At 44.5% G+C, this 24,701-nt stretch carries 36 protein-coding genes and 1 pseudogene; 29 read left to right on the forward strand and 8 right to left on the reverse strand.

Annotated elements, in window-relative coordinates; genetic code table 11:
* Window positions 1–180 precede the first annotated feature (180 nt).
* Together fabA and OQJ86_RS06310 are read right to left on the reverse strand one after the other, a co-directional pair.
* The gene (gene fabA, locus OQJ86_RS06305; RefSeq protein WP_038872958.1) at window positions 181–699 is read right to left on the reverse strand and encodes a bifunctional 3-hydroxydecanoyl-ACP dehydratase/trans-2-decenoyl-ACP isomerase; all 519 of its coding nucleotides are present in this window, start codon (window positions 697–699) and stop codon (window positions 181–183) included.
* A gap of 70 nt (window positions 700–769) precedes the next feature.
* Window positions 770–2,410 (reverse strand): S16 family serine protease, encoded by a 1,641-nt coding sequence (locus tag OQJ86_RS06310; protein WP_038881988.1) that lies wholly within the window; start codon window positions 2,408–2,410, stop codon window positions 770–772.
* A gap of 211 nt (window positions 2,411–2,621) precedes the next feature.
* Between OQJ86_RS06310 and matP the strand changes: the two genes are divergently transcribed.
* The 4 genes from matP (at window position 2,622) to OQJ86_RS06330 (ending at window position 5,177) form a co-directional block, all read left to right on the forward strand.
* Window positions 2,622–3,071 (forward strand): macrodomain Ter protein MatP, encoded by a 450-nt coding sequence (gene matP / locus OQJ86_RS06315; RefSeq protein ID WP_265987237.1) that lies wholly within the window; start codon window positions 2,622–2,624, stop codon window positions 3,069–3,071.
* A gap of 11 nt (window positions 3,072–3,082) precedes the next feature.
* Window positions 3,083–3,394 carry a DUF3634 family protein gene (locus OQJ86_RS06320; RefSeq protein ID WP_038881990.1) on the forward strand — a complete coding sequence of 104 codons (312 nt, stop codon included), beginning with the start codon at window positions 3,083–3,085 and terminating at the stop codon, window positions 3,392–3,394.
* Window positions 3,395–3,507: 113 nt separating this feature from the next.
* Window positions 3,508–3,831: a hypothetical protein gene (locus OQJ86_RS06325; protein WP_038881993.1), complete on the forward strand. Its 324-nt coding sequence runs from the start codon at window positions 3,508–3,510 to the stop codon at window positions 3,829–3,831.
* Window positions 3,832–3,962: 131 nt separating this feature from the next.
* Window positions 3,963–5,177: an HDOD domain-containing protein gene (locus tag OQJ86_RS06330; RefSeq protein WP_265987238.1), complete on the forward strand. Its 1,215-nt coding sequence runs from the start codon at window positions 3,963–3,965 to the stop codon at window positions 5,175–5,177.
* A 96-nt stretch (window positions 5,178–5,273) separates the two neighbouring features.
* On the opposite strand, the gene OQJ86_RS06335 is transcribed toward OQJ86_RS06330, so the two are convergent.
* Together OQJ86_RS06335 and OQJ86_RS06340 are read right to left on the reverse strand one after the other, a co-directional pair.
* A complete protein-coding gene (locus tag OQJ86_RS06335; protein ID WP_265987239.1) occupies window positions 5,274–5,744 on the reverse strand; it encodes a helix-turn-helix domain-containing protein in 471 nt (156 codons plus the stop codon).
* A 111-nt stretch (window positions 5,745–5,855) separates the two neighbouring features.
* Entirely contained in the window at window positions 5,856–6,122 is a 267-nt protein-coding gene (locus tag OQJ86_RS06340) for a helix-turn-helix domain-containing protein (protein ID WP_042602296.1), read from the reverse strand.
* 142 nt (window positions 6,123–6,264) lie between these two features.
* Here OQJ86_RS06340 and OQJ86_RS06345 point away from each other — a divergent pair, with 142 nt between their 5' ends.
* From OQJ86_RS06345 to OQJ86_RS06460, 24 genes and pseudogenes are all read left to right on the forward strand, one after another.
* Entirely contained in the window at window positions 6,265–6,456 is a 192-nt protein-coding gene (locus OQJ86_RS06345; protein ID WP_042602297.1) for a hypothetical protein, read from the forward strand.
* Window positions 6,453–6,719 carry a hypothetical protein gene (locus OQJ86_RS06350; RefSeq protein WP_265987240.1) on the forward strand — a complete coding sequence of 89 codons (267 nt, stop codon included), beginning with the start codon at window positions 6,453–6,455 and terminating at the stop codon, window positions 6,717–6,719. Before OQJ86_RS06345 ends, OQJ86_RS06350 begins: the two co-directional genes overlap by 4 nt.
* Window positions 6,716–7,099 (forward strand): hypothetical protein, encoded by a 384-nt coding sequence (locus OQJ86_RS06355; protein ID WP_265987241.1) that lies wholly within the window; start codon window positions 6,716–6,718, stop codon window positions 7,097–7,099. Before OQJ86_RS06350 ends, OQJ86_RS06355 begins: the two co-directional genes overlap by 4 nt.
* A 2-nt stretch (window positions 7,100–7,101) precedes the next feature.
* Complete coding sequence (locus tag OQJ86_RS06360; protein WP_265987242.1) at window positions 7,102–8,958, forward strand: hypothetical protein; 1,857 nt, start codon at window positions 7,102–7,104, stop codon at window positions 8,956–8,958.
* A gap of 56 nt (window positions 8,959–9,014) precedes the next feature.
* Window positions 9,015–9,173, forward strand: coding sequence for a hypothetical protein (locus OQJ86_RS06365; protein WP_167371695.1), 159 nt, complete (start codon window positions 9,015–9,017; stop codon window positions 9,171–9,173).
* Window positions 9,174–9,485, forward strand: coding sequence for a hypothetical protein (locus tag OQJ86_RS06370; RefSeq protein WP_042602301.1), 312 nt, complete (start codon window positions 9,174–9,176; stop codon window positions 9,483–9,485).
* Window positions 9,478–10,011 (forward strand): hypothetical protein, encoded by a 534-nt coding sequence (locus OQJ86_RS06375; protein WP_265987243.1) that lies wholly within the window; start codon window positions 9,478–9,480, stop codon window positions 10,009–10,011. Before OQJ86_RS06370 ends, OQJ86_RS06375 begins: the two co-directional genes overlap by 8 nt.
* Window positions 10,001–10,450 (forward strand): hypothetical protein, encoded by a 450-nt coding sequence (locus OQJ86_RS06380; RefSeq protein ID WP_265987244.1) that lies wholly within the window; start codon window positions 10,001–10,003, stop codon window positions 10,448–10,450. The genes OQJ86_RS06375 and OQJ86_RS06380 overlap by 11 nt, the downstream gene beginning before the upstream one ends.
* Window positions 10,422–11,181, forward strand: a pseudogene (locus OQJ86_RS06385) (hypothetical protein). Before OQJ86_RS06380 ends, OQJ86_RS06385 begins: the two are co-directional and overlap by 29 nt.
* A 123-nt stretch (window positions 11,182–11,304) precedes the next feature.
* Window positions 11,305–11,433, forward strand: a complete 129-nt coding sequence (locus OQJ86_RS06390; RefSeq protein WP_038889205.1) for a hypothetical protein — start codon at window positions 11,305–11,307, stop codon at window positions 11,431–11,433.
* Window positions 11,433–12,260 (forward strand): major capsid protein P2, encoded by an 828-nt coding sequence (locus tag OQJ86_RS06395; RefSeq protein ID WP_042602305.1) that lies wholly within the window; start codon window positions 11,433–11,435, stop codon window positions 12,258–12,260. Before OQJ86_RS06390 ends, OQJ86_RS06395 begins: the two co-directional genes overlap by 1 nt.
* Before the next feature lie 15 nt (window positions 12,261–12,275).
* The gene (locus OQJ86_RS06400; protein ID WP_038889384.1) at window positions 12,276–12,587 is read left to right on the forward strand and encodes a hypothetical protein; all 312 of its coding nucleotides are present in this window, start codon (window positions 12,276–12,278) and stop codon (window positions 12,585–12,587) included.
* A complete protein-coding gene (locus OQJ86_RS06405) occupies window positions 12,587–12,730 on the forward strand; it encodes a hypothetical protein (RefSeq protein ID WP_102388836.1) in 144 nt (47 codons plus the stop codon). Before OQJ86_RS06400 ends, OQJ86_RS06405 begins: the two co-directional genes overlap by 1 nt.
* Entirely contained in the window at window positions 12,727–12,924 is a 198-nt protein-coding gene (locus OQJ86_RS06410) for a hypothetical protein (RefSeq protein ID WP_038889207.1), read from the forward strand. Before OQJ86_RS06405 ends, OQJ86_RS06410 begins: the two co-directional genes overlap by 4 nt.
* Entirely contained in the window at window positions 12,909–13,295 is a 387-nt protein-coding gene (locus tag OQJ86_RS06415; protein WP_038889208.1) for a hypothetical protein, read from the forward strand. Before OQJ86_RS06410 ends, OQJ86_RS06415 begins: the two co-directional genes overlap by 16 nt.
* Window positions 13,296–13,814: a hypothetical protein gene (locus OQJ86_RS06420; protein ID WP_038889209.1), complete on the forward strand. Its 519-nt coding sequence runs from the start codon at window positions 13,296–13,298 to the stop codon at window positions 13,812–13,814.
* Window positions 13,811–14,551 carry a hypothetical protein gene (locus OQJ86_RS06425; protein ID WP_265987245.1) on the forward strand — a complete coding sequence of 247 codons (741 nt, stop codon included), beginning with the start codon at window positions 13,811–13,813 and terminating at the stop codon, window positions 14,549–14,551. The genes OQJ86_RS06420 and OQJ86_RS06425 overlap by 4 nt, the downstream gene beginning before the upstream one ends.
* Before the next feature lies 1 nt (window position 14,552).
* Complete coding sequence (locus OQJ86_RS06430) at window positions 14,553–15,665, forward strand: hypothetical protein (RefSeq protein ID WP_265987246.1); 1,113 nt, start codon at window positions 14,553–14,555, stop codon at window positions 15,663–15,665.
* Between the two features lie 53 nt (window positions 15,666–15,718).
* Complete coding sequence (locus OQJ86_RS06435; RefSeq protein ID WP_407029172.1) at window positions 15,719–16,132, forward strand: structural protein; 414 nt, start codon at window positions 15,719–15,721, stop codon at window positions 16,130–16,132.
* 13 nt (window positions 16,133–16,145) lie between these two features.
* Window positions 16,146–16,373, forward strand: a complete 228-nt coding sequence (locus OQJ86_RS06440; RefSeq protein ID WP_265987247.1) for a hypothetical protein — start codon at window positions 16,146–16,148, stop codon at window positions 16,371–16,373.
* Complete coding sequence (locus OQJ86_RS06445) at window positions 16,354–16,536, forward strand: hypothetical protein (protein WP_265987248.1); 183 nt, start codon at window positions 16,354–16,356, stop codon at window positions 16,534–16,536. The genes OQJ86_RS06440 and OQJ86_RS06445 overlap by 20 nt, the downstream gene beginning before the upstream one ends.
* A 64-nt stretch (window positions 16,537–16,600) precedes the next feature.
* A complete protein-coding gene (locus OQJ86_RS06450) occupies window positions 16,601–17,122 on the forward strand; it encodes a hypothetical protein (protein ID WP_265987249.1) in 522 nt (173 codons plus the stop codon).
* Window positions 17,123–17,335: 213 nt separating this feature from the next.
* Window positions 17,336–18,241, forward strand: a complete 906-nt coding sequence (locus OQJ86_RS06455) for an endonuclease/exonuclease/phosphatase family protein (RefSeq protein WP_323054495.1) — start codon at window positions 17,336–17,338, stop codon at window positions 18,239–18,241.
* Between the two features lie 10 nt (window positions 18,242–18,251).
* Window positions 18,252–18,728 (forward strand): hypothetical protein, encoded by a 477-nt coding sequence (locus OQJ86_RS06460; RefSeq protein ID WP_265987251.1) that lies wholly within the window; start codon window positions 18,252–18,254, stop codon window positions 18,726–18,728.
* Window positions 18,729–18,743: 15 nt separating this feature from the next.
* Here the strand turns inward: OQJ86_RS06460 and OQJ86_RS06465 are convergent, their stop codons facing one another.
* From OQJ86_RS06465 to OQJ86_RS06480, 4 genes are all read right to left on the reverse strand, one after another.
* On the reverse strand, window positions 18,744–19,190 hold the full coding sequence (locus tag OQJ86_RS06465; RefSeq protein ID WP_265987252.1) for a phage protein: 447 nt from the start codon (window positions 19,188–19,190) through the stop codon (window positions 18,744–18,746).
* A 442-nt stretch (window positions 19,191–19,632) separates the two neighbouring features.
* A complete protein-coding gene (locus tag OQJ86_RS06470; protein ID WP_265987253.1) occupies window positions 19,633–21,363 on the reverse strand; it encodes an ATP-binding protein in 1,731 nt (576 codons plus the stop codon).
* Window positions 21,353–22,540: an FIST signal transduction protein gene (locus tag OQJ86_RS06475; RefSeq protein ID WP_042600809.1), complete on the reverse strand. Its 1,188-nt coding sequence runs from the start codon at window positions 22,538–22,540 to the stop codon at window positions 21,353–21,355. The genes OQJ86_RS06470 and OQJ86_RS06475 overlap by 11 nt, the downstream gene beginning before the upstream one ends.
* Before the next feature lie 113 nt (window positions 22,541–22,653).
* Window positions 22,654–23,010, reverse strand: a complete 357-nt coding sequence (locus tag OQJ86_RS06480) for a hypothetical protein (protein WP_038881928.1) — start codon at window positions 23,008–23,010, stop codon at window positions 22,654–22,656.
* A 256-nt stretch (window positions 23,011–23,266) separates the two neighbouring features.
* On the opposite strand from OQJ86_RS06480, the gene ccoN reads away from it, so the two are divergent.
* Window positions 23,267–24,694 (forward strand): cytochrome-c oxidase, cbb3-type subunit I, encoded by a 1,428-nt coding sequence (gene ccoN, locus OQJ86_RS06485; protein ID WP_033006505.1) that lies wholly within the window; start codon window positions 23,267–23,269, stop codon window positions 24,692–24,694.
* Window positions 24,695–24,701: the final 7 nt, after the last annotated feature.

Here is a 24,701-nt window from a genome sequence, read left to right on the forward strand (position 1 = left end):
TTAGGCGGTTGGAAAGATACCAAGAGGACGGGTAGAGCTTCAATAAAGGTGCTTTGGGAAGGATGGTTTAAACTACAGACCATCCTTGAAGGCTACGAACTCGCAATGTCTCTTGATCACTAGACTTGTGATCAAGAGACAGCCAAAAAGGAGCCTTAAGAATAATCTGTAAGCAGGAGATTAAAAGCTAGAAGTATCTTGGAATAAACCAACTTTCAAATCTTTCGCAACGTAGATCTCTTTACCATCAACACATACACGACCATCAGCTAAGCCCATTACAAGCTTGCGGTTAACAACGCGTTTCATGTGGATTTCGTACGTTACTTTTTTCGCTGTTGGTAGGATTTGGCCAGTAAATTTAACTTCGCCGACACCTAGAGCACGACCTTTACCTTTGCCGCCAACCCAACCGAGGAAGAAACCAACCAGTTGCCACATTGCATCTAGACCAAGACAGCCTGGCATTACCGGGTCGCCAGGGAAGTGGCAATCAAAGAACCAAAGATCCGGAGTAATGTCCAACTCTGCAAGGATCAAACCCTTACCGAAATCCCCTTCAGTTTCAGACATTTTACTGATGCGATCCATCATTAGCATGTTCGGCGCAGGAAGCTGTGGATAACCAGGACCAAACAGCTCTCCTTGGCTAGAGGCTAAAAGATCATCACGGTTATAAGAATCACGTTTGTTTTGCATTATCAATTACTCCAATTTTTGATAGCTGCATCTTAGTGAACACGTGTACGCTAAACAACTCCGATCAGTACTAGACAAACCAGTTTTTGATGCGCTCCACAATTCCTAAAGGATGCTCATGTCTTTCAAAGTTTTCAATACGTTCGGCGATCTTGCCAATGATGCTGTCATCTTCACCACGGAACGGCTTCGACATCAGAATTGGGATAGCTTCATCTACCGTAGAAACCGACCAAATATGGAACTCGCCATTTTTAATGCTTTCTATTACATCTTTATGTAGCGCAAGGTGTTTAAGGTTTGACTTAGGTAAAATAACCCCTTGCTCCCCGGTAAAGCCTTGGTGCTTACAGACTTGGTAAAAACCTTCGATTTTTTCATTTAAGCCGCCAACGGCTTGGACACGGCCAAATTGGTCAACCGCGCCGGTAACCGCAATTTGTTGGTCAACGGGAGACTCAGACAGGGCACTCACCAAACAGCACAATTCCGCTAATGAGGCGCTATCGCCATCAACTTCACTGTAAGATTGCTCAAATACAATAGATGCAGAATATGGCAGAGGCTCATCAAGGTTTAACGCCGAGCTCAAGAATGCTTGCATGATCATCATACCTTTGGCGTGCAAGTTACCGCCTAATTCCGCTTTTCGTTCAACGTCGGAGATGTCACCATCACCAAAATGAATCACACAAGAAATGCGAGCAGGCTCTCCGTAAGAAACAGGGTGTCCGGCCATATCAATAACGGTTAGGCCATTGATCTGCCCAACTTGTTCACCGGTAGTTTCAATGATCACTTGTCCATCAAGAATGTCGTCAACGGCGCGCTGTGGTAGATATGACTCACGATAGTATTTGTCATCAATGGCAGCATCAATCGATGTAAAATTGATAGTGTCACATTCAGTATATTGACTGGCTAAACTAATCAATTGATTGTGCCAAAGAACACCAAGAGGTAGGTAATGTTGATCTTCCGTATAACGCATACCGGCAAGCATTAAGCGTCTAAATGCCGAATCGTCCAAACTAGGGTGCTGATATTTTTTACATATCCAATTCACTAAGCCGAAATAAAGAGCGAGGCTACGCTCAGAGATGTGAATATCTTCTTCTACTTCGGTGTACATAGTCATTCCCGTAGAAAAATCGTCATCTACAAACTCAATCTCTGCCAATTGAGTTCGGTCACCTGTGATGATCAACTTAACGTCATAATGCTGAGCTACAAAAGGAGAGGATGCAATACGATTCGGGGTTAAGTTAATCGGAGCAAAAGCTTCCCCTTGTATCGCAGCTTTCACACTCGGCCATCTTACTGCGTTTGCCAAAATGAGGTTAGCAGGGACGATTAGATAGCCACCATGAGCCTTCGATAATAAGCCATTCTCGAAAGTTGATTGACCTTCAGTATTGACGCTATATCGATCAAATAGATCTTTTGCGTCTAGAGACTCTGTTGAAACCACTGGCAAAGACGCAATATCGATTACAGCTTCTCTAACGAATTCACGGTAAATTGCATTATCTGCGCAGTTTACGAGTAGGACTCTTGTGAGGCCATTTACCCGAGCAAATCGACTCAACGTTGCCGTCAAGCGAGGTTGTAGGTCAGTGAACGTCTTTGCAGGGAGAAATGGGGCGGTTTCTAATAGTGCTTCATATGGCTTAAATGAAGGAGTTACGTCTTGCCAGTCAAGTTGGTTCATTAATAATCGTCTTAATTCAATGTTGAGGTCATTATAACGAAACGTCCTATAACTCCATAGCGAGAATTTGAGCAATATAAAAATACTGAATATTCATATGATTAAACCTTCGACAAATGAGTGATCAACATCGATACTTTATGGAGTTTTAATTGCTGTATAGCAACATCTGGGTTACGCTGTCACCAGATGTGTTTTAAGGGTCGAAAGGATGAAATATCAGCAACTTGAAAATCTAGAGTGTGGTTGGAAATGGAAATATCTGATCCAAAAATGGAAAGATGGTGAGTCGATCACCAAGTATATTGATACCAGTGAAGCGGATGCTGCCGTTGCAGAACTACGAAAATTAGAACATGAACCAACTTTAGTGCTTGCTTGGATTGAAAATCATATGTCTGAAGAGTTAGAGAATAAACTCAAACAGGCAATTCGTGCCAAGCGTAAACGCCATTTCAATGCTGAACAAGTTCATACCAAAAAGAAATCGATTGATCTTGACTATCGAGTTTGGGAGAAACTGTCAAATCGTGCGAACGAGTTAGGTTGTACACTCTCTGACGCAATTGAATATTTACTCTCAGAAGCTTCTCGCAGTGAGAAGGCCAGTCAAAAAGTAACCTCGATTAAAGAAGATTTAAATAAACTATTGTCTAGTTAATGGAGTATCAAATGCTTTATGTAATCTTGATTGCTGCTGTTGTTATTTTTTGGCTTATCGCTGTAGATAGACCTGTCTTAAAAATATCGTTTGAGAAAGGGCACATTACAAAAGTGAAAGGTCATATTCCTCCTTCCTTTAAACACAACTTGCAAGACATTGCTGAGCATGACCCTTTTGATGGTGAGATGAAAGTTTATAATCAGCGAACAGGAATGCGTTTGACCTTTTCGAAACAAGTTCCGAAGAAAGTGCAGCAGCGAATTCGTAACGTCTTCCCTCATCAAGGTTTTAAGTCAGGCAAAGGAAAAAAAAGAGCTTAAGAAAACTATCAGTTACTTATTCTTGTTAAATGGGGCGCATTAATTGCGCCCCGTTTTATATCTATTAAGTCAGTAAGTTAGAGTTTTTCTTTTATGAATCATAAGGAAGCTCCATGCGATACACTGTCACTTTAATCTGTTTTTTAATTGGGGCATCAGCCGCGAAAGCCGATGATTCAGAAACGAACCCCATTGCAAAGAAAATTAAAACAGAATTGCAAAAGAAGACCAATAGACGATTTGATAGCTATGAAGGTTATTGTGACCTAATGATTGAGATGGAGCATAAAGGTAAGACTGCGAAGATTAAAAAAGTAAAGGAAAGTGGTGATAAAAGCGTATGTAAATTTGCAAAATCAAACTTAAAAATTGGTAAACGATATCGTTATAAGTTTGCGGAAAAATACATACGACTTCACATAACAACGAGTGATTAGCATTCACTAATAATATTTCGATAACTTGGATATATTTATAAGTGGAATTAATGTCACATTTCATTTACTGCTTGTGTCTTTATAGATAAACTTGCCAACAGGAAAATAAAAACAACGTTAGGAATAGCAGTTTGTTGCTCACGCAGAAAAACTATACACCAGAAGCAATGGACATCGCAGTCAAGGTATCGAAAGAAGTCGAACTTAGACATGCCAAGTGGCTAGCTAGTATGAATCACCAAGTGGATCAGTCACAAGTGGATAAGCTCCTTAGTTTACAGGGGCGATATTGTGACGACGTGATCTTTAGTGAAGAAGACAGAATCACGCGCAACCAAAGAATACTTCTCATGTGCGAACAAGAGCGAGTAAAAGAAAAGCGCCAAATCGTGGAAGACAAGCAGAAAACACTGCAAAAAGTCATCAGCGATGTATCGAAAGTCGCCGATCGAATGTTAATGAAAAAGCTTGAAACGCTTCCAATTGATAAATTATCGAGCATTATACCCGCATTTGAGCTGTTCGCATCGTTTGCCTATTCTCCATCTCTAAGCTTTTCAAAACTGACAGACTTGGCTAACAATAGCCATCAGCTAAGCTCAACGATTATAGACCTGATTGAAAACTCAAGACTGCGTGAGCGAGGAAGTGCCGCTAAAACTAGTTCAGATGCAAGAGTCGCGATTGGTCGCCTTGGAATTGAAAATTGCCGCAAACTATTCCCAGTTTTAATGGCGCGCCCAATGATGAGATGGTCAGATAGTAATACTAAAATCCTGACTCCCAAGTTTTGGCAACAATTGGTTTTGACTGCCAACGTCACCAAAATGCGATTGGAATCGGCAGATGTTCAAGATTCCGATTGTGGTGTTTTGATCGGAACGCTTCGTAGCTTAGGTAGCATCGTATTGATTAATCACTTCACAGATACGTTTGAAGACGCACTCATTGAAGTCATGCTGAACTATAGAAAAACGAACAGGAAAGATGAGTATTATGCCTGTGCAGATGTCCGACCAAATTCCGCTTTCTTGCCTAAAGTCATTGTCGATATGGAAGCGCTGGTGACTAAAAGACTTTTAGAAAACTTTCATTGGCCGAAGAATGTAGAACATATAAAAGTTGCTGTTCTTGAAGACATTGAAAGCAAACCCATCTTAGAGCGTAGTGTCTATGGCGCAGCATTAGCGCAGGCTAGGGCATATGCAATCTATGATGGATTATCAAGAAGTGCAGTGTTTGCAGAAAAGCACAAACCATTTTGGTTTGCTAACGTCCAGATATCGGCGGAAGCATTATCATCAATTAGAATGAGTGCTCCAGGGAAGATGACGCTCATGATATAAAGAAGCGACAGTGTCAAAAAAAGTTTAAAGCGACTATATCAAGTCGCTTTTTTTAATGTCGCAATAAATAGAACTGAATAACACAAGGTTACGTCGTCACGGTCCTTCAAACCAATCATGGTGAGAGCCATCAATTTGAATGAGTTCGCCTAAACAGTCACGTCGGTAACGGGGTTGGTAAATTCGAGGTTTTCTCTTGGAATGTGGAACCCAAAGAGCATCAGAGATCATCCATTGGCGAAGCGTTTCTAAGGAGATATTAAATCCGTGAACCTCTGTAAGCTTTTCATGTACGAGCGTTGGGCCAAAATCTAGATAGTATTCTGAGATAAGTTTGAGTACGTGGAGCTTGGTGTCATCGCTGATGCGATTACTCGAAGGTTTACCGCGGTTGCCATGAGCTAGGGATTCAACGCCAAGTTCCTTAAAAGCTTTAAGTATGCGAGACAAGTGTCGATAGCTTATTCCAAGAATGGAAGTGGCATCTCGGCGCTTTAACTTATTGTTTAATACATCTTGGATAATGGAGAAACGTTGCAACTCATGGTCGTTCATCGTAACTAACATCCTAAATACCTCCAAGCAAACATAGGACAGATTCACTTGGAAATATTAGGACATTATCGCTTTGGGTTTACACGCTAAGTGCGCATTATGTATAAAAGGGTTAATAGGGGGTTAGACTGGTGCGCGTGACTGTAAAGCATTGATTAGGCGAGGGTTTACGGTCTTTTCATCAAGTAAACCGTACACAACATCTTGATCATCGAGTTCTAATAAGTCGGCAATTTTAAACGCCATTTCCCAATCAAGTACACTGCGTCCATTGCGGTAGTTACTAATTCTACTAGACCCAACGTCCAAAAACTTAGCCAACTGATAGTCAGAGGTAAGCTCTAACTGGGTTTTCAGTTGGTCTAAAAGCACGTTTGTATAATTAGTCATGTTCCCGCATCCCTTCACTGTATTGTTAAATTTTAGTGGATAGTATCGCGTCTTTCACTAACGCAAGCGACTTGCGCGGCCAAAAAGATTTCCTTAACGTTATTTTTGAGACAGGAAATCAACAGCTTGCGGAGGCTAGAACATGGAACGTATCGTTACCAACCCCATTCACTTACCTTGCCCAGATATGGCAGGGTGCAAAAACCCAGACCCAAATAAAACGGCTAATTCTTTGCGTAAAGTTGCAGAGTTACGCCAGAAGTTTGCAGAGCATTTCCCAAAGAAAGAGCAAACCTACATTCCAGCACGTTTTCGTCAGGGAGTAGTAGCATGAATATTAGTATCTGGAAATCTCGCCGCAACAAAAACCAGCTTGTTGCATCGCAAAGCAACGGAATTCATATTTACTTCGACAGTTTTGAACTGGAAATCATCGAAGCATCATTATGGCTTTACCAAGGCAGCACTTTGGTAGCGTGTTTTGAAGCAAACACCGATACGCTTCCACGCCTTCGCCAAGTAGCGAAACATATGGCAACGTTAGGCGCGCAAAATCATGGTGAACCACTAACTCAAGTTGAGGTGGTAGCATCATGAAACTAGCAGAGCAAGAAACAGTAAAGAATAACTACAAAGGTTTGTCATGCGCTTATCGTTCGGGCGATATCATCAATATTGCTCGCTACTATGGGAAACTTAGGTTTCTAATCGGTGAGTGTCGAGCTACCAACTTAGCCTTCCAGTTAAAGGCCGCAAAGCTAGAACTTGAGTCTCGCCAGTGGGTTGAAGTATTCCCGTCAAGCTTTGGGGCTTTTGCGTATTTGACGACGTCAAGATATGGAAAGATGCGCCTTTTTCAAGCAATAGAACGCAATAATGCACTTGTTGCCGAGCGCATAGTGCTCAAGTCTAAAAGAATCCGCAAGCAAGATGAAGCGCCCCAAGTGGGCGCGGATTCTTCCACCGTGGAGGCTTAACAGTGAAGCATCTTTATGAGGCGCAAGAACCACGCCCATTCACCAATCAACTAAGCCCACAAGATGTGGGCTTTATAACGGCGTTAGCTCAAGATGTCACCATCACTGAGAAAAACATTACCGCTATCGAAAGCGGTTTTTTTAGTGCTAAAAATACCCAGTGTCTCGATTCAGAGTTGCAAAAGCTTAAAGCGTTGGAGCAAATCCACTTCATTCGCACACAACAAAGTGCAGAACTTGGGCGCGAAGCGCTGGACGAAGTCCAGAAAAGACTAGGCTCGTCAAAGGGCGCAAAAGTCGGACACGGAAAACGAAAGCAGATAGACCGCTTAATTACCCGTTCTCGACGCTTGCCGCCGCGCCACAAAACGCAGTCGTTTTGTGGCGACAACGTGACCGATGAATATCGAGCACGCCCAGAATCGCAAACAGGCTGGATTCTGAACGAAAACAAACGCTTGGAATGGCAGCCAATTGGCAAAAGTCGCGCTTATTTGATGCGTAGAAGCTGGGCAAAACAAACCAAGATGCAAGTGAAGTTTCACCCAAGCCCATCTGACGCGCCAGCGCCGCAAAGTGGTGAGCGATTCACGGAAAAACTCACGCCTCGCGCTGTAAAGAAAATCTTTGAAGCGGGCGCATATGTCGCAGCGTGTCACGGTGGATTCAGCACATTTCTCACTTTGACTTTTTCCCCAAAACAGCGCGAGCGCATCTTTGGCGGTGAGGCTGTGACGGATGAAGGTCTGCCATATTGCCCAATCCAGACCACGATTGGCGCGGAAGTTTCCCGCTTCTTGGATGGTTTAAAGAAGATGTACCAGCGCGGTTTCGAATATGCGGCAACCGATGCCAATCAGCTTGGGCTTGATGGTAGCAAAATCAAAGTGTCGGGTAGGTTGGGACGCCCATTAAAAGCCGCTTGGAAAGATGACGACGGCATCAAGCATGTTGAAGAGATTCACGGTGCAACGAAAAAGCCTTTTGACTTCCACTACATCTGGGTTGCCGAGTCGCCAGCCAATGAAGACGGCGAACCAAACCCGCATGTGCATGTTCTTTTGAACTGGCGCGTGGAAAACCATCACTTTGCTGGCTGGGCGAAACGTATCGAGCAGCTTTGGGGTAATGGCATGGCGCACCTAGAGAAAATCAAGTTCAGTGAAGCCGCCGCCGGTTATCTAATTAAAGCGGTTGGCTATGCGGCCAAGGGCGACAACGCCGACCAAGGATTGATAAAAGGCAACCGTTACAACATTTCGCGCTGTAGCCGCGCACCGGATTGGGATGTTTTAGCCTCGTTCGAGGTGGACAACATGACGGGCATCATTAAAGAGTGCGGCTACATGTTGGAACAATGGCGCAAGCCAATGCAGCGCGAAATCAAGCGCAAACAAATCAAGAAAGATGAAGCGATTAAAGCCATCGACATCAACAAAAAGCAGGGCAAAGTCAGTGCGGTGGTGAAACTTAACCACCTGATCAAACGCCTCGATACCGAAGCGCGAGAACTGCGCCAAGAAATCAAGCAGCGCGGCACGTTCGCCAGCAGTCAAAACCAATTTTCTATCGTCTTCGAAGGTGATGACGCGCAAGGCAAAGCTGATGAGTTCCTTTACTGGGCACACGGTGCGCGTGGCTGGTCAATGAAGTGTTCGAAAGAAGTCGCGGGCGATGATATTGAACTTTACCGCGCCAGCGCAAAGCACCTCTATGGCGAACAGTTTGAACAATTCCAGCTACGCCAAGCCAACTGGAAAAGCCAGTTACATCAACTAATGCCACCTGAGCCTGATTTCAACATCATAAAGAGCAATGACATGGACATTTACTTTGATTATTGCCGCTTAACTGATTAGCCCGTTTGGGTACTTGCTTGCGAAACGATTTCAGCAAACTAGGAAAGGAAACCGCAATGAGCAACATCGACAAAATCACCGATGCGATGGAAAAGGAAGTAAAACGCAGCAAGGGAGGCGTGTTCTGGCGTCTTTTGCTGGTCTGGATGAAAGAAGTAAACAAACAAATTCAGAAGAAACCCGATACCGACGAACTACCAGCCGAGGCTAACTAAATGAAAATGCTATCTCTTAATGAATGTCACCAAGCAATTGCAGCTTTGGACGCAGCCGACAAACTTAACGCCAGTGTTGAACAGGAACTGAGCCAGTTTAAAAAAATGGACATGAACGACATCATGAAGCGCGCCAGTAAGATGATTTTCTCGCAAAACATCTCGCTTGAAGCGTTTGGTTTATCGCCGTCTTTGTTTCAACAAATTGAGCAGCTAACGGCACTGAACAACAAAGCGCGTGAGAAGTACCGCGCCTGTGTTCAAGCGAACATCGAGCAGCTTTCTGATGTTGAGGCCGTTGCCGATGAGTAAACACCCAAACCCAATTCGTGGGCACGTTTCGTGCCCAGTTTGTAGCAGCCACGCCACCGTTCACCGTGTCGGCGAAGGCAAGTTAATTGCTGAAGGTGAGCCAACCAAAAACGGGCGTAATTTGGGGCTGCTTTATTACAAGTGTCCAAGCTGCGGAAACAGTCCAATGAGCAAAAGCATTAACTCGTTTGTTGAATCCAACATGGTTGAATCGGTTGAACAACTGAGCACGCCAGAATCGAGTGACGCCGTCACTAATGAGAGTAACATTCCAACGGTTGAGCCAGTGGTTGAAACCGTTGAAAGCACTGATACGCCTAGCTTAGAGAAAAATGAAGTGGTAACGGTTGAAGTACAAGAAAGCGAATCACCAATGCCCGCTAAACAGCGTGTTTTTCCGGTTAAAAAGGTATTGGCCGGACTCGCTATTGTCGCGCTTTTGCTCTGGGCAGTACGCCAACTGATACCAGCCAAGAAAGCAACCGACGAACCAACCGAACAGGGAGAGCCAGCCAATGCAGGGTGAACTTGAAAACCAACCAGAAACCGACGATTGGGGCGACTTTTCAGCGGTCATTAGTGGTCTTGAGCAAAGCGAATCAGCGGCTGTAATTGATGCGCCAACCGAAGCGGCCAACGATGAAAAGCCCGCGGGTGAAATGTTCGAAGGGGCGCTGTCTGTTCTGTTTACTATTGCCGAGCAAGCAACCAGCATCATTTCGGGCGTGGACTTTGAATTCGATGAAAAAGGCAAAGCGGCAGTGATTGATGCAGCCTTGCCAGTGCTTGAAAAGCATGGTGACACGGTCACTTCTCTGTTCGGTAATTACATGGAAGAAGCCGTGTTAGGTCTAGCTGTGCTGTCTTTGGTCTACAGCGCGAAAAAGACCATGACACACCAAAAGGAACTGTTAGCCATAGAGGAGAAAAAACAGCGTGAGCAAAACCAAAAAGACGCCGCTTAAATTCCCTAATCCGGTGAACTCGAACCCGTCACACGATGCAGAGCATGTGATTTATGTGGCGGGTACTGGCGGGGGTAAAACCTCCGCCGTTAAGCACTTGGGTTTAGTACCGAAAGCCGCGCAAGCGGTTTTTTTTTGACCCATATCGAAATTATGCGGGTGCGAAGTATCGCGGGCAAATGTGCCTTGAAACCTCATCGCGTGTCGCGTTCGTCAAAGCTTTGGTGTTGGCTCGAAAGCGTGGCAAGTCGTTTAAGTTGGCGTATGTACCCAGTGAGGGGGCATGCGGTGATGAATTGGAGTTTTTCAGTGCTGCGGTGTGGGCGGTCGGTAATGGTGATGCTGACCGATTGCATGTGGTGATTGAAGAACTCGCCAGTTGTGTGGAGACGTCCGGCAAACTCAAAGGCAAGGCGGGCGAACTGTGGCGTGGTGGTCGTCAGTATGGTCTGGTGCTGCATTCGATTTTCCAACGTGGTCAGGAAGTACCGAAAACCGTCACCGAGCAATCACCCGTTTGGTGGATTGGTGCGGTTAACTCGATGGCAGACGCACGCTGGCTTGCTGATAAAAAGGGCTTGTGTGTCGATACGTTGGCAGGGCTGAAATCCGCCAAGCACAACAAAGCCGTAATGGGCAAACCCATTGCCGAATATTTATTGGTTCGTGATGGTATCGGCAACGTCGAAAAGTCCTCGTTTAACTGCCTGACGGGTAAGATTCACGGCTAATTTCAACGCTCATTCAACCTATAGGTTAACCGCTTAACCTATAGGTTTCTCCAACTTCCAAGCCTTATCAATTCGCTGTTTCATGGAATCACTTTTTAACCGTGTACAACCGAAAGGAACAGTATGAAACAACAACACAAGAACCTACTTGTAGCGCTTATTATCACGCTTATTGTGATTGCAGCGATTAACAACATTGGGTTTCTAGACCCAGCTCGCCGTGTAATCAATGGTGATATGGGGTGGTTTTAATGGAAGCACTAAAACAACCTTTTAACCCTCGTCCTCGTGAACTTGACCCAGTAGAAGGCGTTAACTGGGGCAACCAAGCAACATTGCGTTTGGTGTCTGGTCCTACGTACCAAAACATTGAATTGGTCACGGACATTACTGACCCGTCAGACATTGAGCGCATCACCATCAAAGTGAATGGCCGTGAAATCGTTAATGTGACGGCGCAAGACCTTATCGACTTGCAAGAGCACAAAAAAGAGTACGTGCAAGCAGGTCGTTACGTTCTGAACTTCTCAGATATGACGATGCGCACCAAACTGGGTATCCGTACAGGTGAGCTAGTCACCCTACAGGGCGAAATCTGGTTTATGTACATCCAGCTAAAAGCCAAGTCTGGTCAAGCAGCGCCAATGATTCGCGCTCGTGCTCATACGACAGCGGCTCAATCGCAACGCATCTACATGCCTCGTATCTACTCACAAACATGGTATGCAGCCTCAAGCGGTCGCACGCCGTTTGACTTTGCCGAGCGTAGCGCGGCGCTGTCTCTAAAGCGTGTTCACTTTAAAGACGCCAGCATCGAACGTGTGCGTGTTCTGCGTGATGAACGTGAAGAAATCAACGTCAACAAAGCGGATAACGCCTTTGATTTAGCATCCGCTGGCCGTGAGCAGAATGCGGGGTTCTTCTCGATTGATTTCACGCGCTGCGGCTTTGGCAGTGAAGCACGTTTGCCAACGGCAGCCATGAAGCAACTGGCGTTTGAAGTGGAAAAGACCGCTGCGGGCAGTATTCCGGTACTGATTGAAGCCATCGAACAAGTGTCTGTGCCTAAAGTGCAGTAAGGGGGCGTTATGGTGATGGCGCAACCAAATACTACTTGGGGCGGCGTCTGGGATGGCGTGTTAGAAGCGGGCGGCGAACTACTGACCGACGTGACTGACATTGGTAAAGACTGGCTCGGCATTAAGTTGCAAAACGAAGCGCAGCGTGTTGAGTCCAGTAACCCAGACGAACAGCGCAAGCACAATAACGACTACCAGCAACCCTCCGGTGAGCCTGTGAATACCTCCGCATTTGCGGGGGTAAACCCGACTTATCTCGCGATGGGTGGTGCGCTGTTATTGGTGCTGTTACTTGTGGTGTTTTTTGCCGCGAAGGGAGCGAAGTAATGCCGTTTATTCCATACCTAATTGCAGGCGCAGTGGGTGCATGGGCAGGCATCAAGGTAACGGGCGGTTTCGACCGCATCGGCTTGGTGCTCGGCTTACTTCTCGTGTGTTACATCCTCTATAAACGAGGCTTCAAATTATGATGGGTTTTCCACTCACAAACTCCGGCTCAATGCCTATCAGTGCGGGGGCGTCAGCCAGCAGTGACGCAACAGGCCAATCCAGCGGCAACCTTTCAATGGGTAACATCAACATGGGCAGCGGCATCGACCGCACCACGTTGATTGCCATTGTGGTGGCGGTACTTGTGGGGCTGTGGCTATGGAAAAAGAAGTAATTCAAGTCATGACTCATTCAGCGCCAGCGCTTGGCAAACTCAAGCCAGCGTTTCGCGCTGTTCCAAATGAATACAAAGCACTTTGCAAAGCGGTCAAGGATGGTCGCGTGTCTTTGTATCGCTTAACCAGTGACCAATGCGATTTGTATATCGCGGGCGAACGTGACGGTGACAGCTATTACTTGTGGGCAGTCACGGGGCACGGTTTAGCCTCGGGCATTAAGCAGCTATGCAAGACCGTCAAAGCAGCGGGCATGACCAACTTAGTCGCAGATACCGCGTTTAAGGGTGTCGCGCGTTTGGTTCGTCGCATTGGCGTCACACAAAAACACGATGGCGATTTCATTCGCCTCGATTTGGAGGGCTTTTAGATGGGACGTTCCAAGTCTAAATCGACCAATACCAGTAACACCACCAACACGAGCGGCCAAAATGCCATTGAGGGCGATAACCTCGGCGTTGCGCTGTCTGGTGTCAACAACTCAACCATAAACGCCAACATGACCGTGACTGACCACGGCGCGATTGATGCGGCGTTGGAGCTTGGGGAAGAAGCGTTTCAGTTAGGCGGGGAAGTCATTGCCAGCAACCAGCGTGTTTCTCTCGAAGCCATGGACATGAACCGCGACATGGCAGAAACCGCCATTGATGAAGTGGCCGATTTCGCGGGGGCTTCGCTGAAAACCTACGCCTCAACCAACAGTGAGAACCTCAACATGTTGGCAGGCATGGCGGGAAGCCAAGCAGCGCAGAACTCCAAGAATCTTGAATCAATGATGGAGCTTGCCAAGTTCAACAAGGACGGCGGCCAAGTAGAAACCAGCAAAATGATGATGGCCGTTGCCATTGTGTTGGTGCTGATGCTTGGCTTTGTAATGGTGAAACGATGAATACACATCTTATTGCGGGGCAACAAATCCCGCTTACGCCAGACGGCAACTGGCTGTATTTAAAAGCGGCGCAAGGTGAAATCGACGTTTATCGCGAAGTCAGTGGCGAGCGTGTGACGCTCGGCCAATCGGCGGTGTTTAACGTTGGTGAGGGAAAGCAGCTAGGGCGCTTGCTTATCTCTAGCCGCATCGATAACGAAATCGAAATCCAGTTTGGTTTTGGTACGTTCACGCCGCCAGTGGAAGGCCAAAGCGTGGTGATTCAAGCACTGCCAAGTGTCGAGATTAACACCTTGCCACCAATGCAGATTGCGGAAAACCAGCAAGTGACGATTCAGGACATGCCAGCGATGGCCATCGCCCCAAATCAGCAACTTGCGGTGAGCCAATTGCCACCACTCAACATCGCATCATTACCAGCCGTGGTACTTGATGGCGTGCCGTCGATGAAGATTTCTTCTATGCCAGCGATTCGTATTTCAGCGGCACAAGTGGTGCGCGTGGCCGAAGAAGCCAGCAGCGAGTTAATCACCGAAGCGGTGAGCGTGTTTCCACATAACATCACACAGAACAACGACCGCAAAGCCATCACCATCAAGGCTGCCAAGTCCAATACGGAATCGGTGTTTGTCGATGCCTTTGAATTGGAAGCGGGCGAACGTATCGAAATTGCCAGCAAAGCCGCTATGACGTTAACAGGCGCAGCGGGCGACAAAGTCACATTAATGGAGATTTAGCATGGGTGAAGTACGCGAGAACCTGCCAAACGGCAGCCCACGCAACAAAATCGAATACTTGGCTGATTGTATCGACTTTGCCAAGTCTCAAGCGGGCGGTGAACTGCCAAAAAACCTACTGGTAAACCCTGATTTATCAGCGGGTGAAGTCGATATTAATTGGAACTTGCCACACTATGCGCGCTGGACAACGGGCATGTTCACGTACAGCAACCAAAGCGCCAGTGAAATGCACTTAGGTCGTAGTCTTGGCCGTCCTGCGCCAGTGGGCTGGGGCGTAGAAATTAAAGCGGCTTCCTCGTATGCACACAGTGCGTTCTATAACACCATCGGCAGTGAAGTCGAGAAGCGCGACCCAACCGCAAAAGCGGCGTTCTTCTTGATGGGCTTTGGTGACGCCAAGGTGATTCATTTCAGCGTGTTTACCGCGCCAGTTGAAAACGAAATCTTGTACAACGATGAGAACGGCGAAACGCAGCGTAAAGACCTGTCTTATTCCGCATACCTCAAGATGCATGACGACACGGTTTATCACCGCTTTGGTGTCGTGGAACTCGACCAAAACGGCGACTTTGTTGATTACGTCGGCAAAACCTTTTCCGCACGTCCTGAACCTGCCAAGTTTGTGCATACATGGTTACACGGTTTGAAGTTTAAACCAGGGGGCATTTATGCGTTTTTCGTTGAGTCAGACATGAACAACGGCGGCAAAAGCTGCGCATTCACTGGCGCGGGTGTGTTCCTCAATCCAGACCAGAAAAACACAGTTCCTGACTTAACGCCAAGCGAGCCAGCACAAGAAGCAATGCGCTGTGTTGAATCGCTAGGGCGCCTATCTAAAGCTGAACTGACAGGTGGCACAAACATGGATGTGGGGCGCTTTCCAATGCCGTTTGGTATGGAAAAACATCTGATTTTCTGTAACTGCCAAATCACAGAAACCTCGACCGAAACGCCGATTAATGCCGCGACCATCACCAAAACCGACTACAAAACGGTGCGTGTGGTTGGCGATACCGTCGGCGGTCAATCGCATGGTCATTTGATGGCGTACTACTCGAAAACGCCCGTACATTTGAACTACTTCAATTCAGCCAACTATCAGGCGGTGTAACTATGCCGTGGCTATTGGTTGTATTTGTCATTCTAGGGATGGGAGCTTTTACCATGACAACCACATCAAGCGTTCGCGGGGTGCGCATCAATAACCCGCTTAACATTCGTATTGCTGGCAACGCATGGAAAGGCAAGGTGACACCGTCACGAGATAAGGCATTCGAAACCTTTAAAGCACCTGAATGGGGCTTTCGTGCGGGCGCTATCTTGCTGCGCAATTACCAGCAAAGGCATGAACTGTTCACGCTAAGCGAAATCATTCACCGATTTGCGCCACCAAGCGAGAACAAAACCCACAATTACGCGCAGTTCGTCGCGGGTCGTGTTGGGGTTGGCATCGATGAGCGCATTGATTTGGTCAACAACATGCCGCTATTAGTCGAAGTCCTGCACGCCATGAGCATCATGGAAGTCGGGCGCCATTACAGCAAAGACACCGTGATTAAAGGTGTGAAACTGATTTAGGGAGAAATCAAACATGTTTGAACGTTCAACATTAAAAGGCTTGGCGTTATTGGGTTCGGTCGTCGCTGCAGCGACAGGCTACGGGCATTTATTCAGTGTCGAAATTACCGAAACGGGTGTAAACCTTGGGGGTGCGATTGGCTTGGCTATTCCGGCAGTTATCGGTGTTTATGAAGCACTGCCAGACAGCTGGAAACCGACAAAAAGTGTAGGGGGCTTGGATGGAAGCAGCCCTAGTTAACGCCTTATCTGGTCTGGGCTTTTCGTCTGAATCGCTTGTGATGTTTGCGCTTATGGGGATGAATCTTAAGTATCAGATAAGTATCAATAAAGCGCTTACAACGGGACTTCAAGACATGCGTGAACGAGTCTTGGTGATGGAAACCAAGAGTGTGCGAAAATAGTCATATTATAAACAACTGCTTTCATGATAATTTATCCACCATGTAATTGAATGGATTTAAAATCATGAAAGCTTTTTTTGTTAGCTCGTACAAGTGGATAGGAATTTTTTGCGAGTGGTCATTTCATCACAAAACCCACGCAGAAAGCTGGCGTAAGGCTGGCGTATTCTTTCTTACTGTAGGCGCAATAACCTTTATGCAACTTACTTTGGTTCTTATGCCTATGGAAAAGGAGGGAAAGTTCAATCTTTACGAAGCGGAAAGAATTGAACAGATTGATATAGAAAAAATACTTGAGCATGAGTGTAAGTTAGATAGCAAGGCCTATACGCAATGCTCTGTAGCCAAATATCATTTAAAGAATGTAAATGTGTTATTGCCAATTTTTGGAAACGTCAGTCTTGCGGCTATTGCACTAGGGTCAATTTTTCTGCTCCTTTACCTACTTAGTTGTTTAGAGAAAAAGCCAGAAGAATTCGCGTCGTGGGTTGCAGAACATCATAAAGATACGAGTAAAGATACTCCCTTAGATGAAAACCGTGATGATAAGGATGATGTTCAACGACAAACTTCAAACGATAGCTAATGATGATTTACACAGCGGGCAGGGAGCCAATACATTTGGCAGGTCGATTGACCTCGACAGGCTTCCAATTCGTTTTCATCGACGTCCACCAAAATCAAGAAGCCTACAGAAAGCCGAACCTTAGCGATGGGGTTCGGCTTTTTATTTTAAAAGTGTTTGTCTTAAGTGTATAAAGTAAGGTAAATTTCACTTTATTTTTAGAATCTTACAGCCATGTTTTTATATTCATTGAGGCTTGGGTGGTGGAATATTGCGTTGTCACCAGCAGCCGCTAGAGCAAGGTCAAATGCGAGTGGTGAAAATTACAATCGCTTGTGTGAGTATATCAACGACCTACTGTACACTTATGGATGTGATTTTCTTGGGCTTTGTGAAGTTTCATCAACTGATGTTACTGAAATTAGAAACCGCCTCAATTCCGATAACTTCTCTATAATGGGCTTGACTCATTCAGTTGGGCGCACTCGTTATGATATGGCAGTCATCTACAATACAGAAAAAATCAGTGTTGAGTATATAGGCAGTCAATCAAGGGTAATGACTGCAAACACAGTCAAAGGTGCACAAGTAGTACGAATTGATAGCATTAATGATGAAAAACCAATTTTTGTATACTTATGCCACTGGGCTAGTCGACTTAACGGGGATGGAGAGGCAAGGCGGATAGCCGCAGCTAATCTAGTATATGATAATGCCCAAAGGTACATGAGGGATAACGAGTACGTTGTCGTTATGGGTGATTTTAATGATAACCCTTATGATAAAAGCCTCAACGAATGCATGAAAGCTAGCCGTTGCCACGATGCTGTAAGACTTTATCCTCTGGAATATTTCTACAATCCATTTTGGAGAACTATCGTCTCGGAGCAAAAATATACTCACACACATAGCTCATCCACATTTCCTTCTGGAACACATAAATACAAACAGTTCCTCGGCACTGTTTGGCATTCATACGATCAAATTCTAATGTCCGGTAGCTTTTTAAATGAGGGATATTGGCATCTAGATGAGACGAAAACGTACATAGTACAAGATAGAAATCTATTAAATGATTATAATGAAACTAGACACTTCATTGACCATCTACCAATTATTTGCGAAATAACTCGACCTTGAGGTAATAAATATGTCTTTTGATTTTAGAGGTAGCCTTGAGAAAGGCAAAGAAGCGGCTGAGCAGGTTCTGGTATATCGCGACGAGGTACGCAGCGTTATGCATGCTATTGAATCGAACCTGAAAGAGTTTCTAGGTCTAGAAATCAACTTTGATTACGCGGATGAATTTGAGAAATCTGATGAAGAAACTCTAATAGATAACACCGCAAGGGCGATAATAGCGGGTCTCGATTATAACCAGCGCTTTAAAAACCGAAAGAAAACTGGCTATAAGCTGGTAAGAATTAAACTCGACGGAAATTTAAGCGTACCTTTATTTTCGATGCAACAGTGTGTAAATGGTTATCCCGTTTACATAAAAAGTAATAACCGTAGCTTTACATGCATGACTCAAGAAGAGCTAATATCTACGTTCAATATAGTACTGGAAGACCCAAGTATTCATTTGAAAATCAACCAGTTTAGAAACGTATTAAACTCACAATAGCATTGAGAGCCGAACTTAAGTTCGGCTTTTTATTTGCTTTTTCTTATCTTTACTTGGCACCCAGCCAGCGGCTTTAAGTCTATGACCACCACGAAACGGTAAGACGTTTTCTTTTGCTGGGTAGGCCTTTGGTTGGTCTATATGCCCAAATTTCTCAACAAACTGACGATGCTCGTCCCGCCAGAACACAAAGCTTTCCAATTCTTTCGGACTGAACTCACGACCAGACGGCGTGATGATGATGGCGCGTTTCTCGCAAACACGAAAACCAGACCAACGTAAATCATTAGGCAAGTAACCAAGCGACTTAATCAGCATGAGTTTTTCTGCCATTGGATTGATTGGAACCGTGCCATCAAGCCAACGGGTAATCGTCGGTTTAGACACGTGAAAATATTCAGCGCCTTGCTTAATAGATTTAAACTCTCGCCAAAAGAGTGTGCGGAATGACTCGTGAAACATGACAACGCTCGCATATTGGATAACTGACTAAAATTAATTTTCTTGTTGTTTTTGCCGATACAGAACGCTTCATAATGTTGCGGTCGGGGATTTCGGCGTTTTTTTGTAGATTGCACAAAACAATCGTTAGGAATAGTACAAGTAACTTGAGTTATGGAAACTCACAAAATTAAAAATTACAGCTTGGTTATCAGACACTTATGAAACGCTTAATCAAATAGTTAGCCTTTGTTAACAAACCCTGCCCCAGTGCGCATTATGTATATTATGTTAAATATAATATAGGCGTACGCCAAATCTTCTCTACATTGGTCTCCTATCCCTTTCAGATTTCAAATTCAGACATCGTTTGTTAGGTTCATTAAACATAATGGTGATTTACCATAAAATACTTAATATAGATCTTAATAATCTTGCGATTGTTAAGATCTATATTAAGGAGCTATGCAGTTTCTACTAGTGACTGAATCACTTCATAAATGTCTTGCCTGCGAACTGGCTTTGAAATGAAGCCATCCATTCCGGCCTTCAAACACATGCTCTTATCACTCTCCAACGCATGGGCAGTCAGAGCAATAATGGGAATTGAAATCTTTTTTTTCCTGATAAGTCTTGTCGCTGTTATGCCATCCATTACCGGCATTGAAACATCCATGAGTACCATGTCGAGTTCTTGGCTATTTTGCTCCAAGAATTTGATGGCCTCAGATCCGTTGTTTGCTATACAAACATTATGTCCCAACTTATTTAGAATCAGTTTGATCACCAACTGATTTGATTCGGTATCTTCGACAATAAGTATATTCAGAGCCTTCGATGGTCTGTTCGCTTCAATCTTTACTGGGCGCTCTTGGTTACTACGTGTGAGAACTGGAATCCTTATAGAGAAATGAGACCCGACATTTTCTTTACTGCTCACGGAAATCGAACCACGCATCATTTCCACTAAATGTTTGGTAATTGCAAGCCCCAAACCTGTACCACCAAAACGACGCGTGATTGATCCATCACCTTGATGAAATGCAGTAAATAAGTGATTCAATTTTGCCTTTGGAATACCTATACCGGAATCCATAACTGAAACTTTAAGTTCGTTATTTTGTTCTTCGACCGTAACATTAACTTCACCAAAGTCAGTGAACTTTATGGCATTCCCGATCAGGTTGAACAACACCTGAGAAAGCCTGGTGGAATCTATCCAATATTGTTTACTTTTTTCTAATCCGAAGCTTAAATTAAAGTTCAAATTTTTACTGGTAGCTACTTGTTTTTGTTGGGAAATAACAAATGTTACAGCGTCACTCAAATCAACCCACTGTTCATTTAATTGAAAGCTGCCCGACTCTATCTTAGATAAATCAAGGATGTCACTGATGATCGCTAATAGGAGTTCTGCCGAGCATTCCATTTGATCAAGGACTTCGGACTGGTCATCGGTAAGCATGGATTGGCGCAGTATATCTAACATTCCCAATACCGAGTTTAACGGCGTTCGAATCTCATGACTCATCATGGCAAGAAATTCAGATTTCGATTGGTTTGCCTTTTCCGCTTCTTCTCTTGCTCTGGCGAGTTGAGATGTACGCACGTCAACGATACGTTGTAACTTCTCTTTGGTTTCAATATCTATAACAGCGCGTTCAATTAAGGGGCTAAAGCGTCTTAATGTCTCTTTGTTCTCGATGCTAAAATGCCCTTTTTGAGCACCGATCAATAAGATGATATTTTGGGTTACCTCGGTTCTAATCCCAGTTAAGACAACTGAATTAACATGGCTTTGTATGAAGCTGTTAAGGTTTTCAAACTCACGTAACCTTAGCGGCTCAAACAGTAAAATACACTCACCGTTTAAAGCTCGCTCGGAAACGCTACCCTGTAACCAATCTAAGTTATCGAACACACTATTTGTAGAGATTAAGGTTTTAAATGCGTCTCTAGTATGGTCTCGAGTGATCACGATGAAGTCATCAAAATTGATGTACTTTTTAAGTACGTTGTTAAGGCCGGAAAATATCTCGTGTCGATTTCGAGCCTCACTCATTGCAGAGATAGCAGATAGAATGGCTTTGTTTTCATCTGCCAGAAGTTTTTCTCGTTGCCTTGCTTCTTTAAGTTCGACTAACGCTTCTTGCAACGCTTCTTGTTGATATATCTCTAAATATTTATTTTTCATAAGGTTTATGGAAAATCGCTGATGATATCATCAAGTTTCCATGTCCATTTTCACCACCAATGAATCTTCCTTGCTCACCAAATGTGAATGGGCAAATAAAAGGCAGGTGTTCTAATTCTTGGTTAATTTGTTCGCAAACACTGTTTATATCTTGCTTTAAGTGCAACATAGGACCAGCACAAAAGATATTGATCACACCTATTTTTCGAGACTCTTCTAATTTTTGATTAAAAGCGGCATTAACAACCCTTGCAGCTCTTGCAATTAGATGCTCCCTACTCCCTTTCATTAGCGTTAATTGCTCGCCTTCTTCGATAGTTGTGAACAACTCGATGCCACCGTGTGAGGTCTCGCGAATGGGATGGGACAGCTTGTAATAAGGCCTTTCATATAAGTACCCGGCAACACGACCTAACGGGTAAGCACTGGCATTAGTAAACAGAAATTGTTCGTTATCTGGTTGATTATTTTGGTGGTTTGTCCATCTTCGATAAACATCTAGTGCTGGCTCACCGTCAATTTCTAATAAACATCGGTTATGGGTTTTCGTTGCAGTTCCCGTAATATCCGTTGGGGAATGCCCTGCACTAAACGCAATATCGACAGGTTGAGATGAATAAAATAGTGTTAAGCTAATGCCAGCTTTTTCACTTCCTTGCGTGGTTATAATAGACCAGTTCCCTTCTATGTTATTGTCGGCAGAAGAGCCGCCAATAATGGGAACCAAAGTACCAAACCGCTGATCGATCGCTTCAATTACAGCCTCTTCATTTCCTGGCGTGGCATGTAAAAGAATAAGGTTGGGTACCTCGCCGAGCCGGTTAGCATGAGATAAGGCCATGTTCAGCGCTTCATCCACATAAGTATCGACAGAATCACCACATTTCGAAATTCCAGTACCATAGGAATGTGGCCCCGAATCATAGATAGCCAGAACGGCGATGACTGGTCCACGATGGTAACCTTGGTTAGTCATAATTGCCTGACACGAGCTCGCACCGTGGAGGGACTGTTTAGGAAACAGCTCTCGAAACGCTGATTGAATAGCACGGAAGTCATACTCCTCAGTGTAATAGCAGATGAGGTGAGAGAGGTTCTCTTCAAAGAGTTCCGTGCGAAATTTCTTAATCGCTAAATATTCGTCTGTAATATGAGTAAATAATGATTGGCACTGCATACGAGTTTAATTATTGTGTGATCTTTAACCGTTATACCATTACGACAATATAGCGCTAGACAATAAAGTAATAATTGTATAAAGAAGCGTCATTATCTCGCGTCAGATCTGATTTATAAATGAACTTGGACAATGTTTTCGCTTATTTTGAAATTAATTACTCGAGTCTCAGAAATATCACTCCAATTACTCTGGCGATATTTATCCGACAGATCTATAAACTCACCAGATTGATTTAGATCAATTTTTATACTGCCATTTTCTGTGCTTTCGATCGAAAAGCCATCAGAACCCTTGTTTATCGTGATTTTTTCTGTTCCGATTGTTACATCACATCGTTGTTTTTGTGAACAATCCACAACGCTACTCGTCTCATAAGTAAAGGTTCTCCAGAAAAATGCACCAATTAAAAGACTGAGCATGATTAAGATTTGTGCAAGTCTTGCCTTTGTTAACTTTTGTGCAGCCATAATTCCTAATATCCTTGTTACAAACTTCAAACTTTTTAAATAAAAAATGATTTCCAGAGGCCTAGTAAGGTTACTACTCTGTCATTGAATTGTTAATTCAAGTATAGTGACTCGCTGAAAATGCCACTTTTTATTAAAGTCAGCAATGGAAATAAAGTGATGATAACACTTAAATTCTAGAGTTTACTTGGGTGGTGTTACGACGCAAGTCGTGTTGGAAGTAAAGTGTAGTTAATTAGAAATTGGAAGCATGCAAATGAGCCAAGTAAAGCAGCTTGAACAAAACTACAACTATACAGTCGTTCGCCAATTTACCCTTGTGACCATTTTATGGGGCATAGTTGGTATGGCTGTTGGTGTTTTGATTGCCGCTCAATTAGTTTGGCCACAGCTAAACTTTGATACGCCGTGGTTGACGTACAGTCGTTTACGTCCACTGCATACTAATGCGGTAATTTTTGCGTTTGGTACCAGTGCTCTGTTCGCAACATCTTATTATGTTGTTCAGCGCACCTGTCAAACACGTCTTTTTGGTGGCCCACTCGTTGCCTTCACCTTTTGGGGATGGCAAGCAATTATCCTAGCCGCAGCAATCACCCTACCTTTAGGTTTTACCTCAGGTAAGGAGTACGCTGAGTTAGAATGGCCTATTGATATTGCAATCGCGATTGTATGGGTATCTTACGCGGTCGTGTTCTTTGGAACATTGGTCAAACGTAATACGTCTCACATCTATGTGGCTAACTGGTTCTTCGGTGCCTTTATCCTCACAGTAGCAGTACTTCACATCGTGAACAGTATGGCAATTCCAGTATCGCTTGGTAAATCTTACTCGATTTACTCCGGTGCCGTGGATGCGATGGTTCAATGGTGGTATGGACACAATGCGGTAGGTTTCCTACTAACCGCTGGTTTCCTTGGTATGATGTACTACTTCGTCCCTAAACAAGCTGAACGTCCTGTTTACTCTTACCGTTTATCTATTGTTCACTTCTGGGCACTGATCTCTCTGTACATTTGGGCTGGTCCTCACCACCTGCATTACACAGCACTACCTGACTGGACTCAGTCTCTAGGTATGGTGATGTCTTTGGTTCTATTTGCTCCATCTTGGGGTGGTATGATCAACGGTATCATGACGCTGTCTGGCGCATGGCATAAGCTTCGCTATGACCCTATCCTACGTTTCCTAATCGTTTCGTTGTCTTTCTACGGTATGTCTACCTTTGAAGGTCCAATGATGTCTATCAAGACTGTAAACGCACTATCGCACTACACCGACTGGACCATTGGTCACGTTCACTCCGGTGCTCTAGGTTGGGTTGCTATGGTTTCCATTGGTTCTGTATATCACCTTGTTCCTCGTCTATTTGGTCAAGAGCGCATGTACTCTGTTAGCCTAATCAATGTTCACTTCTGGTTGGCAACTATCGGTACAGTTCTTTACATCGTAGCAATGTGGATTTCTGGTGTGATGCAAGGCCTAATGTGGCGTGCAGTTAACTCTGACGGCACACTGACTTACAGCTTTGTAGAATCTGTAGAAGCATCTTACCCGTTCTACTTCGTACGTTTCTTAGGTGGTTTCATCTTCCTATTCGGTATGTTCTTAATGGCATACAACACGTACAAAACAGTAACGGCGCCTAAAGAAAGCCTAAAAGCTATCCCTCAACCGGCATAAGGAGATT

Source organism: Vibrio sp. Sgm 5, from assembly GCF_026241575.1.
Lineage (GTDB): Bacteria > Pseudomonadota > Gammaproteobacteria > Enterobacterales > Vibrionaceae > Vibrio > Vibrio jasicida.

Coding starts and splice junctions, on each gene's coding strand:
- OQJ86_RS06410 (WP_038889207.1), top strand. CDS start 12,727: ATGATGGGTTTTCCACTCACAAACTCCGGCTCAATGCCTATCAGTGCG.
- OQJ86_RS06430 (WP_265987246.1), top strand. CDS start 14,553: ATGGGTGAAGTACGCGAGAACCTGCCAAACGGCAGCCCACGCAACAAA.
- OQJ86_RS06370 (WP_042602301.1), top strand. CDS start 9,174: ATGAAAATGCTATCTCTTAATGAATGTCACCAAGCAATTGCAGCTTTG.
- fabA (WP_038872958.1), bottom strand. CDS start 699: ATGCAAAACAAACGTGATTCTTATAACCGTGATGATCTTTTAGCCTCT.
- OQJ86_RS06465 (WP_265987252.1), bottom strand. CDS start 19,190: ATGTTTCACGAGTCATTCCGCACACTCTTTTGGCGAGAGTTTAAATCT.
- OQJ86_RS06375 (WP_265987243.1), top strand. CDS start 9,478: ATGAGTAAACACCCAAACCCAATTCGTGGGCACGTTTCGTGCCCAGTT.
- OQJ86_RS06310 (WP_038881988.1), bottom strand. CDS start 2,410: ATGAACCAACTTGACTGGCAAGACGTAACTCCTTCATTTAAGCCATAT.
- OQJ86_RS06405 (WP_102388836.1), top strand. CDS start 12,587: ATGCCGTTTATTCCATACCTAATTGCAGGCGCAGTGGGTGCATGGGCA.
- OQJ86_RS06460 (WP_265987251.1), top strand. CDS start 18,252: ATGTCTTTTGATTTTAGAGGTAGCCTTGAGAAAGGCAAAGAAGCGGCT.
- OQJ86_RS06320 (WP_038881990.1), top strand. CDS start 3,083: ATGCTTTATGTAATCTTGATTGCTGCTGTTGTTATTTTTTGGCTTATC.
- OQJ86_RS06325 (WP_038881993.1), top strand. CDS start 3,508: ATGCGATACACTGTCACTTTAATCTGTTTTTTAATTGGGGCATCAGCC.
- OQJ86_RS06415 (WP_038889208.1), top strand. CDS start 12,909: ATGGAAAAAGAAGTAATTCAAGTCATGACTCATTCAGCGCCAGCGCTT.
- OQJ86_RS06450 (WP_265987249.1), top strand. CDS start 16,601: ATGAAAGCTTTTTTTGTTAGCTCGTACAAGTGGATAGGAATTTTTTGC.
- OQJ86_RS06390 (WP_038889205.1), top strand. CDS start 11,305: ATGAAACAACAACACAAGAACCTACTTGTAGCGCTTATTATCACGCTT.
- OQJ86_RS06395 (WP_042602305.1), top strand. CDS start 11,433: ATGGAAGCACTAAAACAACCTTTTAACCCTCGTCCTCGTGAACTTGAC.
- OQJ86_RS06400 (WP_038889384.1), top strand. CDS start 12,276: ATGGCGCAACCAAATACTACTTGGGGCGGCGTCTGGGATGGCGTGTTA.
- matP (WP_265987237.1), top strand. CDS start 2,622: ATGAAATATCAGCAACTTGAAAATCTAGAGTGTGGTTGGAAATGGAAA.
- OQJ86_RS06480 (WP_038881928.1), bottom strand. CDS start 23,010: ATGGCTGCACAAAAGTTAACAAAGGCAAGACTTGCACAAATCTTAATC.
- OQJ86_RS06340 (WP_042602296.1), bottom strand. CDS start 6,122: ATGACTAATTATACAAACGTGCTTTTAGACCAACTGAAAACCCAGTTA.
- OQJ86_RS06335 (WP_265987239.1), bottom strand. CDS start 5,744: ATGTTAGTTACGATGAACGACCATGAGTTGCAACGTTTCTCCATTATC.
- OQJ86_RS06470 (WP_265987253.1), bottom strand. CDS start 21,363: ATGAAAAATAAATATTTAGAGATATATCAACAAGAAGCGTTGCAAGAA.
- OQJ86_RS06475 (WP_042600809.1), bottom strand. CDS start 22,540: ATGCAGTGCCAATCATTATTTACTCATATTACAGACGAATATTTAGCG.
- OQJ86_RS06440 (WP_265987247.1), top strand. CDS start 16,146: ATGTTTGAACGTTCAACATTAAAAGGCTTGGCGTTATTGGGTTCGGTC.
- OQJ86_RS06420 (WP_038889209.1), top strand. CDS start 13,296: ATGGGACGTTCCAAGTCTAAATCGACCAATACCAGTAACACCACCAAC.
- OQJ86_RS06355 (WP_265987241.1), top strand. CDS start 6,716: ATGAAACTAGCAGAGCAAGAAACAGTAAAGAATAACTACAAAGGTTTG.
- OQJ86_RS06425 (WP_265987245.1), top strand. CDS start 13,811: ATGAATACACATCTTATTGCGGGGCAACAAATCCCGCTTACGCCAGAC.
- OQJ86_RS06445 (WP_265987248.1), top strand. CDS start 16,354: ATGGAAGCAGCCCTAGTTAACGCCTTATCTGGTCTGGGCTTTTCGTCT.
- OQJ86_RS06455 (WP_323054495.1), top strand. CDS start 17,336: ATGTTTTTATATTCATTGAGGCTTGGGTGGTGGAATATTGCGTTGTCA.
- OQJ86_RS06365 (WP_167371695.1), top strand. CDS start 9,015: ATGAGCAACATCGACAAAATCACCGATGCGATGGAAAAGGAAGTAAAA.
- OQJ86_RS06380 (WP_265987244.1), top strand. CDS start 10,001: ATGCAGGGTGAACTTGAAAACCAACCAGAAACCGACGATTGGGGCGAC.
- ccoN (WP_033006505.1), top strand. CDS start 23,267: ATGAGCCAAGTAAAGCAGCTTGAACAAAACTACAACTATACAGTCGTT.
- OQJ86_RS06350 (WP_265987240.1), top strand. CDS start 6,453: ATGAATATTAGTATCTGGAAATCTCGCCGCAACAAAAACCAGCTTGTT.
- OQJ86_RS06435 (WP_407029172.1), top strand. CDS start 15,719: ATGACAACCACATCAAGCGTTCGCGGGGTGCGCATCAATAACCCGCTT.
- OQJ86_RS06345 (WP_042602297.1), top strand. CDS start 6,265: ATGGAACGTATCGTTACCAACCCCATTCACTTACCTTGCCCAGATATG.